Source organism: Calditrichota bacterium, assembly GCA_020637445.1.
Lineage (GTDB): Bacteria > Electryoneota > RPQS01 > RPQS01 > RPQS01 > JABWCQ01.
On record JACJVZ010000003.1, the window covers coordinates 248,488 to 264,592 of the forward strand.

Here is a 16,105-nt window from a genome sequence, read left to right on the forward strand (position 1 = left end):
CGGCAAGTACTATGCGAGACTTGCAGCCGCCAATCTCGGATCAATCGTGGGAATCGGAAAACTCAGAACCGGTTTAACCGTCGTAATGAAGTCCTCTACAAAAGTGGGCTTTTCGTAACCGGCTGGCTTGGCAATATCGAAACGGTTTTTGTCCCAGTTGATCAGGACTCCTTCCTGCGCGGTGTCCATGAACGACCCGGTGTTGATGTAGGTTCGGCCGTTTTCCGTGCAGACTTCCTGATGATGCACGTGGCCGCAAACGACGAAGCGGAAGTCCTGCTTCTCGGCATATTCGAGTGCGCGGGAGCGAACTCGCTTAATCACGTTCAGCCACGACTTGCTGGTGTACTTGACGTATTCGCTGAAGCGGTTGCTTCTCACGCAGCGCTGAATGTAGTAATAGGCGCGCGAGGCGATTTCCGTGGTGATGGGATACTTGCGAATGAAGTTGTCGAACTGGTGTCCGTGGAGAATCCCGATTTTTCCGTGCGGAGTTTCGATGTGTAATTCCAACAGATTCTCATTGAACAAAGGAAGAATCTCCGAGTCATGATTCCCCTTGATCCAAATGACCTCTTTGCGACGCTTGTAGAGATCCCAGATAAGAGTCAAGACCTCACGGTGAGGTCTTCTTAGTCTGTGCAGGTTCGGATTGTCGTAGGTATCGCCGTTGATGACCAAGGTGTCGAATTCGGAATTTTCGAGAGTTTCGATGATACCTTCGGCATTGCAGTTGGGTGATCCCAAATGCAAGTCCGAGATAACGAGGACTGAACCGTTTTCTCTTAGATTACGAAGACTTGTCATAAACCTCCGCGATAGGTGCTTGAATATGAAGAGGGTCTTTACTTATAATGCCATGCAAATGAAATTAGTGAAGATACGTTAGGTTGGCATAGGGCAAACGGTTAGTTTTATATGATTGTGTGGACAACTTGAGGGGAGAAGTGGTTTGACCGTTTGCCTTTCCGGAAGACCGAGGGGAAATCGGATAACAGAAACGCGCCTGTCCCCCCTCGGACAGGCGCGTTGTTCTTTATGTCAACCTCTCCCCCGCTGGGATAGAGGATTGTTGTCTTGGGGCGGGCGGATTGCCATCCGCCCCTACACAGATTCGCCAAGAGCACAGAGTGCGGGGCACCCGCAGCGGGTGCCGCCGCGTTAGTGAGTTACTTGGAAACCTTGATCGTGCGGCTCTTGGCCTCTTCGGCCTTGGGGAGCGTGACCTTCAGGACGCCGTCGCTGTAGTTGGCGGAAACGCGGTCGCCTGTGATGTTGTTCGGCAGGCTGAAACTGCGTTCGAACTTGCCGTAGCTGCGCTCGACGCGGACGAAGTTGTCCTTTTCTTCCTTGATTTCGCGCTTTTTTTCACCCGAAATGGTAAGGACATTGTTGTTCAGGGTAATGTTGATGTCCTCTTCGCGCATGCCGGGAAGTTCGGCATGAATTTCATAGCTGTCGGGATTTTCGGCGATATCGACATCGGGGGCCCAGCTTCGCATGATGCCGCCCTTGTTCCAGCCCATCAGTTCATTCAGGGCTTCATCCAGATTGCCTACGGGGAAACCCGGTTGCATGTGACGGGGAACGTACTTCGTGATCTTCATGGTGATCTCCATATCTTTGGTTTGTTGTAGAAAGGGTAAAGAGTTCTGCAGTCATTGTGACACTGACCCTTAAGGCAACGGAAATGCCAATTGTGTAAAAAATTGTTTTACAAACAGATAGCGAGAATTTGAAATTTTCTGCATCTGCAACGGTGGCAGAGTGGGCTGTTAATCCGACAGGTATTATGTCGCATTGGCAGGCAGATGACAGGAGAGATTCAGAAGCCCCCCTTTATCCCCCATTTCTCGCGGTGGCATCTGCTGCGGGTGCCCCATACCGAGTCATTTATCGGATTGCGGCGGGAAACCGCTCGCGAAATTCCCACTTGGTGAACAAGACGGAAATGGGGGGAGACCGGAGGTTGCATATTCGCCTTTGAGTGGGTATCTTTTTAGATTCCAAGCTCCTTGCGAGTTTCAACCGCTAACTTTGCCCCTGCCACCAATGACCTCAAAGAAGCTCTGCCCTCACTGCCTCAAAGTCATCCCACTAAAGCACCGATTCAAGTCCAAATGCCCGCATTGTTTTCGTCCGCTCCGCCGCAAGAGTGAAGGCGAACGAAGCACCCTTGCCCTCTGGTTGGAAGACCGCGGAAAATACTGGTGGTTTTTCATACTGATTATCATCTGCGTGATCGGCGCCATGATCGGACAAATGGCGGGACGGCATTCCTCGTTTCTGAATTTTATCAGCGAACACCCGATCATGTTCATGTTGACGCTGTATTATTTGGGAGCGTTCGCGTCGCTGATTTCGCGCATGTATATTCCGCTGATGTTGGGAGCGCCGCGCATTTTGAGGCGGGAACGGTCTCAGATTACACAGTACAAAGTATTCACGGCCGTCGGCATGCTGCTGGGTTTGGGTTTGGCGCTGTTTGTCGTTGGAGCCAACCAGTTTTTCGTTATGTTTCCGGCGAGCGTGTTTTTGTTTACGCTTCCGATAGCGATCTTGTGGGCCTATCTTGCTTTGGTATTGCAGGAGCAGGACTATGAAGACGAGCGCGTCTGGTCATATTTGACGGAGCTTGGCGGAGGTGACAGACTGGACCACCGTCACAACGGCTATCTTGTGTTGATCATGGTTCCGTTGGCGGCTCTGTTGTTTTATTGGATGATGCAGAACCAGTGGATATATTATTGGTTCTCCGATTCGACACTTGTTTCAATGTTTAAGGAATTGTACATGCGCGCAACGGGCCGCATGTAATCCTGTTTCATGTCACAATTCAAGTCGCGAGGCAAAAAGAAGAAGAGAAGAACCGCGCACAAAGCCGGCCAGCTTCCGGGCAGCGTTGTCTACGGGGGCGAAAACGGCCGGGAGTCGGTGCTTCGCGGAGTTCGGTACGACGCCGTGACTTTTGAGGAAAAGCCGCTTGCCAACGCAAGTGAGGTCAAGGAGTTTCTCGGCCAGCCCGGAGTCAAATGGGTGAATCTGGACGGGCTTTCTGACACGAAGTTGCTCGAAGAGATTGGCAGAGTCTTGGAGTTGCATTCGCTGGTGCTTGAAGATATCGCAAACACACAGCAACGCACAAAAATTGAGGAAGACAACAACCAATTTGTGTTGTTTCTAAGAGACTTTGACAGAAACTCAGAGACACACGGTTTGGAGGATTCGCAAGTCGCGATTGCGCTCGGCGAAGATTTTGTATTCACATTTTGCGAGCGAGAACCGACCGAATTCACATTAATGCTCGGCAGGCTTGCCTCGAATCAAGGAATAGCCCGCAGCAACGGCGCGGACTATTTGGTGTATCGGATGCTCGACTTGCTGGTGGATCAGTATTTTGTGATGCTCGACGACGAGAGCAACAAACTGGACCAGCTCCAAGCCAAGATCATGGATGATCCGACTGACCGGGGAATCCTAAGCGAACTTTTTGACACACGTCAAGAACTTCAAGCGCTCAGATACGGGATATTGCCGCTGCGGGACGTGCTGGCGGCACTCGAGCGGCGGGACACAGCGCTCATTCAGCCGGGAACAAAAGCGTATTTACGCGACGTATATGATCACGCGCTCAACGTCTCGGAGTCCATTGATTCGCTGCGGGACTTGCAGGCGACGGCTTTGGAGGTCTATCTTTCCCGGCTTTCGCTTCGACAGAACGACGTTGTGCGGGTACTCACTGTGATTTCGACGGTGTTCCTGCCACTGACCTTTTTTGTCGGGGTATGGGGTATGAACTTCATCAACATGCCCGAGCTGCATTGGCACAACGGCTATTTCCTGGCGCTGGGTTTCATGGCGCTGTTGTTGGTGGGCATGCTCCTGTACTTCAAAAGGAAGGGTTGGTTTTCGTAGCAGAGACAACGGCAATTCTGGTTGGTGATTACAGTCGCTGTCAACTCGATCGGAGGTTTCCATGACATATCATTTCCCAAAACCGTTTGTCCACGACCATCCGCCAATTCAGAACGTAAATGACATCATTCAGGATCGGCTGACATTCGGGCAGAAAGCGGCAGATCGCATCGCTCAAATGGTCGGGTCTTGGCGGTTCATCATCATTCAATCTTGCCTGCTGGCAGCTTGGGCTGCCGTGAATGTAGTCGCGTGGACGCATCATTGGGATCCCTATCCATTTATTCTGATGAATCTTTTTCTTTCCCTGCAAGCTGCATACACGGCGCCGATGATCATGATGAGTCAGAACAGGCAAAACGCGCGGGATCGGGTGGAAGCTCACGTGGACTACTTGACAAATCAAAAAGCTGAAGTCGAGATCCGGGCGGTTCTGGATCATTTAGCCGCACAGGATCAAGCGCTTGCAAAGTTGATCGACCAAGTATCGACGATTCAAAAGGCAAATTGACGATATTGATTTAGCGGTACCATAAAGAAAAACACATCACAAAAAAATATACTCGCATGACACGCAAGACACGCACACAGAAGAAAGTCCCTGTTTCGATTCACGATTTCAAGAAGTTTGAAATGCCCAAATCGATTTCGTTGTCACCTGACGGGAAGCTCGCGGCTTATACGCGCTCCTGGATCGACGAAAAGCAGAACAAGACTTTTGCGAATTTGCACATTCTCGATTTGACTACGGGCGAAACTCGCCAGTGGACGAAGGGAGAACATACGGATCGTTCGCCCAAATGGTCGCGTGACGGAAGAAGGCTCGCGTTCTTTCGCCATGAAAAAGGCGAGGACAGAATTTATTGTTTGAGCCGTGACGGCGGCGCGGCCGACCTTGTGTGGAAGGGCCGCGGTTCGCTGGCCGGCATGGAATGGGCTCTCGACGATGCGATGCTTGTGGTGAAATTTCGCAAAGCCGATCCGGACAAAGATGCTGAGAAGGCGATAGCCGAAGGCAAGGATCCCGAAAGCAAGACTCCCGTTGCGCGCAGAATCACGAGACTTTATTACCGTTTGGACGGCGCGGGGTATTTGCCGGAAGACCGCTACCATCTTTACACGCTCGATTTGAAGAGCAAAACATGGAAGCAGATTTCACAAGGACATGCCGATGACGGATCGTTCGCGATTTCGGCGGACGGGACGGTGCTTGCCTACATGGGCAACACACATCGTGATCCTGACCGCAATCCTTACGATAACGATTTGCACTTCGTGAATCTGAAGAGCGGCCGCCGCAATGTGTATGAAGGGCCGCAGGGCGAAAAGGGGAGTTTGAGTTTTTCGCCGGACGGAAAGTGGCTGGTCTATTTGGGGCATCACAACAAGCAGGATGCCTGGGGAGTCGAACCGGTGCACCCGTGGCGCATCGATTTGCGCAGCGGCAAGATGAAGAATCTCACGCCCGATTACGACCGTCAGCCGATGGATCTGTCGCTGGGGGACATCGGTTTTGATTTCGAAGAGCCGAAAGTTTGCTGGAGCAAAGACAGCAAGTCGCTCTACTATCCGGTTTCGGACCGCGGGGACACGGTGGTTGTGAAACTTGCCGTGAACGGTGGAACGCCGGAGAAGTTCTGGAGTGCGAAGGGTCAGGCTCCGATGTTTGACCTGCGGAACAATACGATGGCGCTGGTGCATGCGGATTTTCATTCGCTGGGTGATATCCACGTGTGCGCGGACATTTCCAAACGCGGCGCGACGTTCCGCAAAATTTTGACACACAATCAAGACTATCTGAAATCGATTGAAACGTCAAAAGTCATGGACGTGTGGGTTCCCTCAACGGACAAGACGCGCGTGCATACGTTTGTGTTTACGCCGCCGAATTTTTCACCGCGCAAGAAATATCCCGCGATTATTTATGTCCACGGCGGACCGCGCACGCAATACGCGCGCGCCTTCTTCCACGAAATGCACTTCTTGGCGGCGAACGGGTATGTTGTGGCTTGTCCAAATCCGCGTGGCAGTCAAGGGTATGGAAAAGCCTTTGCAGAAGCGATTGTCGCGGCATGGGGTACGAAGGATTGGGAAGACATCGAAGCCGTGGCCGATTGGCTCGACGCGCAGAAATTCGTCCAGAAGAAGCACGTCGCGATTTGCGGCGGAAGTTACGGCGGCTACATGACGAACTGGGCTTTGGGACAGACGCGCAGATTCCGCTGTGGTGTGACGGACCGCTCGGTGGTTGAACTAAAGACGTTTGCGGGCTCGTCGGATATCGGTTATCTGGACAATCTTGAGTTCGGCGGATACTACTGGCAGAATCCGGAAGGCTATGAAAAAATGTCGCCGCTGACGTACGCGCACAACATCAAGGATCCGCTGTTGATCGTACACAGTGAAATGGATCAGCGCTGCAACATCGAGCAGGCAGAACAGTTGTTCGTCGCGATTAAGGTACGCGGCAGGACGGTTGAGATGCTGCGCTTCCCGGAAGAATCGCACGGGCTTTCGCGCGGAGGAAGACCGGATCGCAGAGTCGTTAGAATGCAGGCGTATTTGGATTGGTTCAATAAGTATTTGAGATGAGCAAGTCCCCGAAGCGCTGCGCGTGGCCGTCTGACGATGAGTTGATGATGGCCTATCACGACGAGGAATGGGGTGTGCCGGTCTTGGATGACCGGAAACACTTCGAGTTCTTGGTGCTTGATTGTTTTCAGGCCGGGTTGTCGTGGCGCACGATTCTTTATAAGCGCGAGAACTTCCGCAAGGCTTTCGCGAATTTCGACTATAAGAAGGTCGCGAAGTTCGGCGACAAGGAATTCGAGCGGTTGATGAACGACGCCGGGATCATTCGCAACCGACTAAAGATCTTGGGAACAATTCAGAACGCGAAGATGCTTCTGGAAGTCCAGAAGGAATTCGGGAGCTTCAATAAGTATATCTGGCAGTTCACGAAGGGCAAGCAGCTCAACAGCAAGATTGGCACGATTAAAGAAATTCCCGCGAAGACGGCTGTCTCGGATGAGATGAGTAAAGACTTGAAGAAGCGCGGGTTCAAATTTGTGGGATCAACGATTTGCTACGCATACATGCAGGCTGCGGGGATGGTAAACGACCACGAGACGATCTGTTTCCGCCACAAGGAGTGCACGGCGCTGGCCAAGCAGATGTGATAGCAGTGAAATCGATATGAGGCTTATGCGGATCGCAATCATACCCGGCTCGCTTAGAGCCGGTTCTTACAACCGGAAACTTGCTCACGTCGCTGAAGAAATATTGAAACGTCACGACGGGGAGACGGATGTGATCGACTTAAAGGATCATCCGCTGCCCGTGTATGACGGCGACCTCGAAGAGTCAGACGGTATTCCGGATGCATGTTGGAAATTGAAAGCGCGAATTGCGTCGGCGCATTCTGTCGTTGTATGTTCGCCGGAATACAATGGCGGCACACCGGGGATGCTGAAGAACACGCTCGATTGGACGACACGCGGCGGATCGAATCCGTGGAGCGGAAAAGTGGTGATGTTGATGGGCGCGTCGGACGGTCCGTGGGGAACGAACCGTATGCAGCCGAGTTTGCGTGCGTCGTTTGCGGTGATGGGCGCGCTGGTGATTCCGCAGACGGTGACGATTCCGCGTGCGAGCACGGTTTGGGATGAAGCAGGGAAATTACTTGATGAGAACTTGCCTGGAAGAGTGGAGAAAGCTCTCGCGGGCCTGATGGATGTTACCCGAAAGATGACGGCAGAGCGGCTCTAACGAGCTGCTTTTGTTTGAGAGATGGCTGCGATCTACCGATGGATCATGCGCGTCGCGCTGTTTGTCAGTGCGATTTTCATTCTGTTCGTGCTGCGCGAATTGGTGACGTGGTATGTCTTTTTTGAGAAATTCGGAGCGTGGGCTGGAATTGCTTATGTAGTTGGTGTGTTAGGATTGGTGAGCTATTTTGTCGTTCTGCCGATTTGGAATATTTTCGCGCTGCCGAGTTTCGGAACACCGGTTGAAAATCCCAGCGAGAAACAGAAGCGGCAAATGCTTGAGCGGCGCGGAAGAATTTTGGGATTGTCGCGCTCTGAAGTGAAATCTCGCGGTGAAGCGGAGCTGCTCTCCTACATACATAAGGAAATCGCAAGACGGTCGGAAGAGGCTGCAGCCATCCGGCGTAAACATGTAACTGTTACCTTCATCGGCACGGCGGCGTCGCAAAGCGCGGTGGTGGATTTGTTCGTGGTGATTTCGGCGGCGCTGAAAGTGACGTGGAAGACGTTTCAGGTGTACGGTGTACGCACACCGTTGAAAGATACGCTGGCGATTTTCAGAGAGATTGCGGTCGGCGGTGCGCTGGGAGCGAGTGAAATCGCGGAGACCGGAGGTGAAGTGTTCAGCCACTTTGCTTTCAAGAGCTTCTCAAAATTTCCGGCATGGAATTTCTTCGTGGAGTGTTTGGCCGACGGATTGGTGAACAGCTATTTGGTCTGCCGGATTGCGATGATTGCTGAAAATTATTGCGCGACGGCTTACACTGAGAAAGCCGCGCACTGGCAGCCGACGGTGAAGGCGACGTACCGCGCGACGTTTGACATTTTGCATGAATCGGGCGACCAGATCAGGAAAGCGCTCGGGCCTTCGTATAAATGGGCGATAGACTTGCTATTTCGGCGCGCGAAATCCGATGCGGAACCCGCGGCGGAAGAGAGCAGTGAACAAAAAGGATTGATCACAAAATTAACTGAATATTTCAACAAGTGGCGAACAGGACCAGAGACAACATAAGGAACGTGGCGATTATCGCGCACGTGGACCACGGTAAAACAACACTGGTGGATGCGATGCTGCATCAGGCGGGCGTATTCCGCGACAATCAGCATGTGGCAGAGCGCGTGATGGATAAACTCGATCTCGAACGCGAAAAGGGAATCACGATTCTTTCGAAGAACACGACGATTCACTGGCAAGACAATCTTGTCAATATTTTGGATACGCCGGGTCACGCGGACTTTGGCGGACAGGTGCAGCGGGTACTGCGTATGGTGGATGGATGTTTGCTGCTGGTGGACGCGAGTGAAGGCCCGCTGCCGCAGACGAGGTATGTGCTTTCGAACGCACTCGAACTCGGTTTGTCACCGATTGTGGTGATCAACAAGATCGACCGTCCGGACGCGCGGATCGGTGAAGTGCTCGATGAAGTGCTTGAGCTGTTCTTGGATTTGGATGCTTCGGAAGAGCAATGTCATTTTCCTGTAGTGTACACGAACGCGAAAATAGGCACGGCGACGATGGATTTGAGCACTGAGGGCGAAAATTTGATGCCGCTGTTCAGATTGATATTCGACAAGGTTCCGCCGCCGAAGTATGACGATGAAGCTCCGCTCCAACTGCAGATTACGACGCTCGACTACAGTGACTACGTGGGACGCATCGGCATCGGCAGAATCGCAAATGGCACGATCAAACACGCGGAACAGATAGCGTTAATCAAACGCGACGGGACAAAGTCGCAGGCAAAGATTGCGCAGCTCTATACGTATGACGGATTGGCTCGCGTCGACGCAAAGAGCGCTTCCGCGGGTGAAATCGTGGCGGTGGCCGGAGTGGAAGACATGGACATCGGCGATACGATTACGTCGCTGACCGATCCGCGCCCGCTGCCTCCGCTGAAAATCGACGAGCCGACGCTCGAAATGGTGTTCGGTGTAAATACGTCGCCGTTTGCCGGACGGGAAGGGCAGTTTGTCACGACACGTCAGATACGCGACAGGCTCTTCAAAGAGATTCAGGGCAATCCCGCGCTGCGAGTAGAAGATGCGGAAAGCGTCGAAGGCTACCGTGTGTATGGCCGCGGAGAATTGCAGATGGCAATTCTGATCGAGACCATGCGTCGCGAAGGTTTTGAGATGGGAGTCGGCAAGCCGCGCGTGTTGTTTAAGACGATAAACGGAGTGCGCGTCGAACCGTACGAAGAAGTATTGATGGATTGCCCGGAAGAATTCGTCGGAGTGGTCACCAGCACATTGGGCATGCGGCGCGGACGGATGACGCACATGACCGATCACGCAACGGGTTGGGTGCGGCTCACGTTTGAGATTCCGATGCGCGGTTTGATCGGCATTCGCCCGATTATGCTGACGATGACGCGCGGCACGGCGATCATGAACACGAACTTCCTCGAATACCGTCCGGTAGAGGGCGAAGTGACGCAGCGCGCGACGGGTGTTTTGGTGGCTGACCGCGAAGGCAAGGTGACGGCCTATGCTTTGAACAGCTTGCAGGATCGCGGTGAAGTATTTGTCGCGCCGGGAACACCGGTTTATGAAGGGATGATTTGCGGAGAAAATTCGCGCGACAACGACCTCGTCGTGAACATCGTGCGTGACAAGAAGTTGACGAACATGCGCGCGTCGGGAAGTGATGAGAATTACAAAATTGCGCCGCCGCGCCCGATGTCACTGGAAGAAGCGATTGCATTCATCAATGACGACGAGTTAGTGGAAGTGACCCCCAAGACTGTGCGGCTCAGAAAGTACTATTTGCGGGAAGAAGAGAGGAAACAAGCGGCTAAACGGGCGGCAGCGGCAGTCTCATAATTCTGCCCCAACTTCAGAGGACTCAATTATTTTGACCCGAAAAGGCAGGAGAAATCCTGCCTTTTTTTGTTGCAGAATTATGACACTTAGTGGCATATTTTTATTGCTTTGTAAGAATATGTTGTTATGTTCAATAATAATTCATTTGACATAACATCCAATAAATCGAGGGAATAGCTATGAAGAAGCTGATTTTAGTATTGGTCGTGGCCGGACTGGTTTCCAGCGCCACAGCAACGATTCGGACGGTGAGTCAGTTTGGGACAGCAGATTACACATCTGTTTCATCGGCGGTCAGTGCAAGCTCAACGGGCGACACGATTCTGGTATCGCCGGGATCTTACAACGACGCTATCACCATCACATTTCGGACGATTACCATCATCGGCGCGGGTTGGGACGCGACTCAGATTTCGCCTTCAAGCGGAGCAGCGCTTACCCTGAGTACCAGTTCCAATGGATCAGTTCTTGAGGGAATGGCGATAGTGGCAAATACGACCGTGCTAAACACCGGAGGCAACACCGACTCGGTGACTATTCGGAGGTGCACAATGCAGACACCTCAGAATTTTGGATATTCATTGACCAACTGCCGGAGGATATATTTTGAGGATTGTGTCTTGACGTCCACTGCCAACAGCACAATGTTCAATGTTTCAGTTCAGACCAACTCAACGCTGACGCTGCGGGGCTGCATACTTGGATTCAACGGAACGTCAGCAAGTTCTTCTGTTTACTTTAGTGGAAACAACGGCAGTCCGGTCGAGATTACGAATTGTACATTCGTCAATTGCCGTCAGATTTTCAATTTGAGTGGGGCGCAGCCAGTTGTGGCGATCAACAATGTCCTTTACGATTGGACGGGTGGCGTAAGTTGGGGATCCTATCTTGCGGGAAGCGTATTTGACTATAATGCATCGGATGCCACAGGTCCGGCGATTCCGGGTGACTTCACGAATCATGTTTCACTTGGAGCAAACGATCCGTTCGTGAACTATGACGAGTCGCTAAATTATCAGCACGGAGTTAGTGATTTACACTTGAATGGCGGCACGGGTGGATTATTGCTTACGGACGCAGGCAATCCTCTGATTTTTGATGTAGACGCGTCACAATCAGACGTGGGCGCCTATGGCGGCCCGAAGCCGCTGGTGGACAACGGAGTTCCGTCGTATCCGTTCGTGATCTCGCTTGATGTGCCGAACTTACTTGAGTCCGGCGACGATCTAAATGTATCTTCGACAGGCCGAGTCGGACCACGATATTAAACAAACTCAGGAGGATTTCTCATGAGACTCATGAGTTTGCTGGCCTGTGTTGTGATAACGAGTGTGCTTGCGCACGCTCTCACCATCACGCAGGCTGAATATTATGTCGACAGTGATCCGGGCGAAGGCTTCGGAACGTCGATCGCGATTACAAGCGGCGAGAGCGTTTCGTTTTCGTCTCTGCCAATTTCAACGGTCGGACTTGACCCGGATAAATTGCACAGTTTGTATGTTCGTTATCTATCGAACGAAGGGTACTGGAGTTTGGGCGAAGGCCGGTACTTCTACCCGCTCCAGGCAAGTTCCGGCGCGCTGAATCAGATCAATATCGTTTCCGGTGAATACTGGTTTGACGGCGATGCGCCGACCGCATTTGACGTGCCGGATTCACCGGAAGTAAGCTATCCCGCGCTTGTCCCGTCAAGTAGTCTCCAGGACAATACACTACACACATTTCACCTGCGGTACTTGGACGACGATGGAAGCATCGCATTGGCTGAGGGCAGGTATTTCTATGTTTTGGCAACACAAGCAGGAAACGTGCAAATCAAGACGGTGACACAGCTTGAATATTGGTTTGACAGCGATGCTCCGACGCAAGTTGACTTGACGGACGCCCCGGAAGTGAATTTTGCTGACTTAATTCCGCCGGGAACGGACAGCGGAATACACACATTCAATCTTCGCTTTTTGGATGACGAAGGAGTTTGGAGTTTTGCGGAAACACGGAGGTTTGTAATTATCTCCGAACTTGCAGGTTCAATCACTCCGAAAAATATCGTCGCGGCGGAGTACTTCATTAACGGTGATCCGGGTCCCGGAGGTGCGATTGCAATCCCGACCCCCGTGGACGGAACCTATGATGAAGGGGATGAAGAGGCTGCGGTCGTGGTGTCCGGCTTGCCGATCGGACTGCATCTCTTCTGTATTCGTTATCAGGACAGCGAAGGAATTTGGACACCGGCCTTTTGCGACTCTGTGTATATGTCGCCCATTTTAGTGATTCAGCCATCAGGGACTGACATTGTCTTGTCGTGGTTCGCCGATCCGCTGCACGTTCCATTTCACGTGTACCGGTCGCCGACTCCGGACGGAACTTTCACGGAAATCGGTACAAGCGATTCGCTGGGCTATTTGGATGCGGGAGTTCTCGGTACTTCGGATGAACAGAACATTTATCATGTGAGAACGACCTCGGGAGCATTGTCGACATTTCGTTTGCCGGAAGCATCGGGGAGTCAACGCCGAGTGAAGTAAATCCTGCAATAATACACTTTGGGAAGAGTCCGCGTGTTAGAAGCGCGGACTTTCTCATTTTATTAGCTAGCACTATGCAAGCATATTGTGAGCTAATGAAAGTTCAACCTCTCCTCAACGTCAGCATAGCAAAAGTCTCACGCGAGAAACACGAGGAAGTGATAGATTTCGCGTTCTGACTGAGAAGTCGAAGCACACTCTGAAAAAAATATGCAAGGAGAGAAAGATGAGAAACTTAGGCAAGGCTTTGTTGATGACGTTGATCGTCTTGAGCTTGAACGCGGGTTCGGCTTGGGCGAATTTCACGCTGACGATTCTGCACAACAATGACGGCGAATCGAAGCTGTCGACACTTGGAACGACGCAGCCTGATTACGCCGGCGCTGCCCGCTTTGTAACGAAGGTCAACGACCTCAAGACTTGGGCAAACACGAACACGGACGGTTTTGTAATGCTGTCCTCGGGCGACAACTTTTTTGCGGGTGCTCAGTACAACGCGGGTGTGAACAACGGCGTGTACTATGACGCTCTGGTGTTGGACAAGATTGGCTACAGCGCACTGGCGTTCGGTAACCACGATTTCGATTTCGGCTGCAACACGCTTGCCGCATTCATGGATGACTATTCGACGCTGCCCTATCCTCTGTATGTCATCTGCAACATGGATTTCTCGGCTGAGCCCGCGATGCAGGCTCAGGTGAACGCGGGCCGCATTGTTCCGAGCACGATTTTGAACGTGAACGGTACGTTGGTCGGCGTGGTTGGCGCGATTTATCCGGATTTGGCTTCAATTTCCAGCCCCGGTAACGCCGTGGTGGATCCAAACCTTGCAGCCGCGGTTCAGGCTCAAGTGGATGCCATGGTTTTGAACGGCGCGAATATTATCATCATGATTTCGCACCTTCAGGACACGGCCAACGAAGAAGCTCTGGTTGCTCAGCTTCAGGGTGTGGACGTTGTGATCGCCGGCGGCGCGGACGAGTTCCTTGCCAACGCGGGCATCTCGCCTGTGTACCCCGGTGACGTTGTGAACCCGGTTCGCACCTATCCGTTGGTTCGTCAGGACTTGAACGGTGACGACGTGCTGGTAGTTACGACGACGGGCGAATATAAGTATGTTGGCCGTTTAGTGGTTGAGTTTGACAATAACGGCGACGCGATTGCCGTGGATCCGATTTCGAATCCGGTTTGTGTGTTGGATGCTTCGATTGACGCGGTGAACGGTGTGACGGCGGACCCGGCTTGTGTGGCCGCAGTAATCAACCCGGTTGAAACCTACATCAACAATCTGGCCACGCACGTGATTGCGACGACCGACGTTCCGCTGAACGGCACGCGTCCGTTGATCCGCCAGGTTGAGACGAACCAGGGCGACATTTTCGCCGATGCCATGCTGTGGGAAGGCCAGCGCAGAGCCGCATCGTTTGGCGTTTGCGTTCCTAACGTCGCGTTCCAGAACGGCGGTGGTATGCGTAAGAACGACGGTGAAATCCCCGTGGGCAACGTGTCGGAATTGAACACCTACGAAATCGCGGCGTTTGACAACCAGGTTTCGATTACGCCGAACATTCCGGTTCAGCAGTTCAAGGAAATGCTGGAAGCGGCTGTTCGCCTTTCGCCCTCGCAGAACGGCGGCTTTTTGCAGGTTGCGGGTTTCAAGTACACGTACGACAACACCCGTCAAGCTCAAGTTTTGGACGGCAGCTTGAACGTGGTGACTCCGGGCGAGCGCGTGCGCGACGTCGTGCTGAATGACGGAACGGTAATCGTCAGCTGCGGCGAAGTCGTCTCGGGCGCACCAGACCTCTGCATCGCGACGAACAACTTCACGGCCGGTCAGAGCGGCGACAATATTCCGTTCCGCGGCGCTCCGCTGACGTTGATTGGTGTGACCTATCAGCAGGCTCTGTACAACTACATCGTTGAAGCGACCGGCTTGAACGGCGTGATCACGGGTGCTCAGTATCCTGTGACGCCGGGACAGTACCGTATCGTCGAGCGCACGTTCACGCAGACGTTCACGAACAATAACACGGCTGCGATCTTCACGGCGACGGCAACGACGGACGCGATGACAAACTTGAGCAGCGGATTCAGCGTGAACTTCTACCCGTCGAATGCGCCGACTTCGATGACGGGCAGCTTCTCGCGCGTTCGTCCGGCTTTGTCGGATATCGATTACAACCTGCCCGAAGCGTTTGCGGTGGGTCGTTACTTCAACTTCACGACGGAGAACGACGGTTCGTCAAGCACGAACGCCGACCTTTACTTCAATGCCTGCGAAGTTCCGGCGGGCCTGTCGCTGAACAATCTCGTAGCGGTGCGCACGGAAGACGGCGGCGCAAACTGGTATACGGTTGCCCCGATTTCCGTTACGAGTATCGGCAACGGCATCTACAAAGCCGAGTTTGAGAATGTCGGCACTATCGAAGGTTTCTGGGGCTTGGGAGTTCGTGACCGCGTGCTGCCGGTTGAGCTGACGAGCTTTGACGCTGAAGCCATCAACGGCGAAGTTGCTTTGATGTGGACGACAGCTTCGGAATCAGACGTCGCACGATTCGAACTTTCGCGCAACGGCGATAAGATTGCCGAGATCACGGCGCAGAACAACCCGACCGGCGCGACCTACAGCTTCACCGACCGCGTCGAAGCGGGTTCATACACGTATGAACTTTCCGAAGTGTCGATGAACGGTGAGCACATCGTTTTGGGTACGACCTCAATTGAACTTTCCGACGGCGCAGTCGCCAATGAGTACGAATTGGGCGAGGCCCATCCGAACCCGTTCAACCCGACAACCAGCATCGACTTCGTGATTGCCAATGCCGAAAACGTGAAGCTCGACGTCTTCAACCCGCTGGGTCAAGTTGTGGCCACGTTGGCCGACGGCCGGATGGAAGCCGGCAGCCACACGGTGCAGTTTGACGGCGCGAACCTGACGAGCGGTATTTACTTCTACCGTTTGGAAGCCGGTTCGTTCTCCGCGATGAAGAAGATGGTTCTGGTCAAGTAGCCAGCCAGCATAGACGCTGGACTCAATGCGCTTCGCGGGCGCTTGGGTTTATTGAACAA

13 protein-coding genes are annotated in these 16,105 nt (G+C 52.9%); 11 read left to right on the forward strand and 2 right to left on the reverse strand.

Annotation, left to right across the window (positions count from 1 at the left end; genetic code table 11):
- Nucleotides 1–9: 9 nt before the first annotated feature.
- Nucleotides 10–807: a UDP-2,3-diacylglucosamine diphosphatase gene (locus H6507_11915; GenBank protein ID MCB9369807.1), complete on the reverse strand. Its 798-nt coding sequence runs from the start codon at nt 805–807 to the stop codon at nt 10–12.
- A 362-nt stretch (nt 808–1,169) separates the two neighbouring features.
- Entirely contained in the window at nt 1,170–1,607 is a 438-nt protein-coding gene (locus H6507_11920) for an Hsp20/alpha crystallin family protein (GenBank protein MCB9369808.1), read from the reverse strand.
- A gap of 580 nt (nt 1,608–2,187) precedes the next feature.
- Here H6507_11920 and H6507_11925 point away from each other — a divergent pair.
- From H6507_11925 to H6507_11975, 11 genes are all read left to right on the forward strand, one after another.
- Nucleotides 2,188–2,817, forward strand: a complete 630-nt coding sequence (locus tag H6507_11925; GenBank protein ID MCB9369809.1) for a hypothetical protein — start codon at nt 2,188–2,190, stop codon at nt 2,815–2,817.
- Nucleotides 2,818–2,826: 9 nt separating this feature from the next.
- Entirely contained in the window at nt 2,827–3,915 is a 1,089-nt protein-coding gene (gene corA / locus H6507_11930; protein ID MCB9369810.1) for a magnesium/cobalt transporter CorA, read from the forward strand.
- A 61-nt stretch (nt 3,916–3,976) separates the two neighbouring features.
- Complete coding sequence (locus tag H6507_11935; protein ID MCB9369811.1) at nt 3,977–4,426, forward strand: DUF1003 domain-containing protein; 450 nt, start codon at nt 3,977–3,979, stop codon at nt 4,424–4,426.
- A gap of 56 nt (nt 4,427–4,482) precedes the next feature.
- On the forward strand, nt 4,483–6,507 hold the full coding sequence (locus tag H6507_11940) for a S9 family peptidase (GenBank protein ID MCB9369812.1): 2,025 nt from the start codon (nt 4,483–4,485) through the stop codon (nt 6,505–6,507).
- Entirely contained in the window at nt 6,504–7,094 is a 591-nt protein-coding gene (locus tag H6507_11945; GenBank protein MCB9369813.1) for a DNA-3-methyladenine glycosylase I, read from the forward strand. The genes H6507_11940 and H6507_11945 overlap by 4 nt, the downstream gene beginning before the upstream one ends.
- Nucleotides 7,095–7,119: 25 nt before the next feature.
- A complete protein-coding gene (locus H6507_11950) occupies nt 7,120–7,683 on the forward strand; it encodes an NAD(P)H-dependent oxidoreductase (protein MCB9369814.1) in 564 nt (187 codons plus the stop codon).
- Nucleotides 7,684–7,704: 21 nt separating this feature from the next.
- Nucleotides 7,705–8,697, forward strand: coding sequence for a hypothetical protein (locus H6507_11955; GenBank protein ID MCB9369815.1), 993 nt, complete (start codon nt 7,705–7,707; stop codon nt 8,695–8,697).
- Entirely contained in the window at nt 8,670–10,508 is a 1,839-nt protein-coding gene (gene typA / locus H6507_11960; GenBank protein ID MCB9369816.1) for a translational GTPase TypA, read from the forward strand. Before H6507_11955 ends, typA begins: the two co-directional genes overlap by 28 nt.
- A 179-nt stretch (nt 10,509–10,687) precedes the next feature.
- Nucleotides 10,688–11,776: a right-handed parallel beta-helix repeat-containing protein gene (locus H6507_11965; GenBank protein MCB9369817.1), complete on the forward strand. Its 1,089-nt coding sequence runs from the start codon at nt 10,688–10,690 to the stop codon at nt 11,774–11,776.
- A gap of 21 nt (nt 11,777–11,797) precedes the next feature.
- Complete coding sequence (locus H6507_11970) at nt 11,798–13,033, forward strand: hypothetical protein (GenBank protein ID MCB9369818.1); 1,236 nt, start codon at nt 11,798–11,800, stop codon at nt 13,031–13,033.
- A gap of 226 nt (nt 13,034–13,259) precedes the next feature.
- Entirely contained in the window at nt 13,260–16,046 is a 2,787-nt protein-coding gene (locus tag H6507_11975; protein MCB9369819.1) for a 5'-nucleotidase C-terminal domain-containing protein, read from the forward strand.
- Nucleotides 16,047–16,105 lie beyond the last annotated feature (59 nt).